The organism is Campylobacter sp. CNRCH_2013_0855, from assembly GCF_025773025.1.
GTDB classification, from domain to species: Bacteria; Campylobacterota; Campylobacteria; order Campylobacterales; family Campylobacteraceae; genus Campylobacter_D; species Campylobacter_D jejuni_C.
Genome location: NZ_JAKMTE010000038.1, coordinates 1 through 1686, shown reverse-complemented (window position 1 = coordinate 1686; position 1686 = coordinate 1). Strand labels below are relative to the sequence as shown.

Annotated in this window: 1 pseudogene; it reads right to left on the bottom strand. The window is 30.1% G+C overall.

The annotated features are described in order from the left end of the window. Positions 1 to 1686 (bottom strand): annotated as a pseudogene (locus L8X40_RS08270) (hypothetical protein); the annotation flags it as partial.

The following is a 1686-nucleotide window of genomic DNA, read 5'->3' as shown; positions in this document are numbered from 1 at the left end:
GCTCATTGTAGAATAATTTGCTTTATCTTCTAGCATTTTTAATAAATCACTTATTTGTAATTTATATTTTCCATTGGTGATATCATCGATGATTTCTTTTTTAATCATTTCTTGAAGTAAATCATCTTCATCTAGCTTTGCATCACTACCTTCTCCACCTTCTCCACCTTCACCTATGTTGCTAAAATTAGGATCTGTTACTTTAAAGTCAGTGGTAGTTTTAAATGAATTAGAAGCTTGATCATATTGTATTCCTGTGGCTATTTGAGCGGAGGTGATGAAATCTTGCTTTTTACTTGCTAATTCATTTTCATCAAATTTAACAAATGTTATCTTGCCTTGGTAAGTTGCTTCACTATCTTTAATTCTATCAAATACTCCATTTTTTAGATAAACATTTACATTATTAAAACTAACCTTCTCATTTAGTCCAAATCTAGTATCAGCAAACAAATACTGTTCTTTTCCTTGATAATTACCATCTAAGAATATATAAACATTATTCAATTCAACATTCCCGCTAAGATCTCTTGCAAAAGAAAATATTTTGCCATTTCTACCCTGTATGTTTTCAACCCCATGTATAATTATATTCTCAAACACAGTCTTATCGTTTGGTTTGAATGCATCTCCAACATTTCCAGCAAATAACGAAAAATCACCAGAATCAAAATCATCAAATGTTACTTTTTCGATGTTATTTATTGATATGTTTTTATAAGTTCCATTAGAAATGGTGTTAGCAAAAGCTGCAGAGGTTTTACCATTACTTTGAAAACCAAGATTAAAATTTCCTATACCATCTATCATTATGTTTTCAAAATTATGTATAGTACTGTAAGAGCTTAAAATTTGGTTAGCAAATCCTGCTACACTACCACTCATAGAATAAATTTCACCTATATTTTTAATAGTAATATTTTTAGCATTTACATTTGCATCAATATACGAAGAAAATCCTGCAGCTGCTTTAGAAGATTCTATTTTATCTATATTTTCTATCGCAATATTTTCAAAATTTAAATTTGCTCCATTCCATAAATTAGCATACCCTATAAAACCTCCAGCTCCATAAGTATTACCACCTAAGATAGTTTTAAAATCCGCAACTTTGATATTTTTAAAGATACTATCAGTGTTTGTACTTCTATCAATATATCCTATGAAACCACCGCCAGCACCAGAAGAACCATTTATAATTCCATATCCGTTATCTTCCTCTCTCCCATATATTGATATGTCATAAAATTTTCCACCATCAATAGTACCTATAAATCCTCCACTATTTACACCATATAATGCTTCAATATATACATTATTTATTTTAATACGAGAATATTCCCCATCTTGTTTACTTAAACCCGCAAAACCACCGGCGTTTTGAAAATAATTTCCGCTAAGTTTTATATTTGAAAGCTCTATATCTTCAAATTTGCTATTTTGTGTTTTTCCAACCAAACCGCCTATGTTTATAGCATTAGACTGCCCATTTACGTTAACCTTAAAATCAACATTATTAACTTTTAAATTTCTAATACTACCACCATCAACAGCACCAAAAATGCCTATAACTCTATATCTTGGGTCAGAAATATTAAGTTGATCTAAATCCATTTTGATATTTTCCAAAGCATAACCATTACCATTAAAAGTAGACGTAAAGGCACCATCCCAGCCACTATAGCT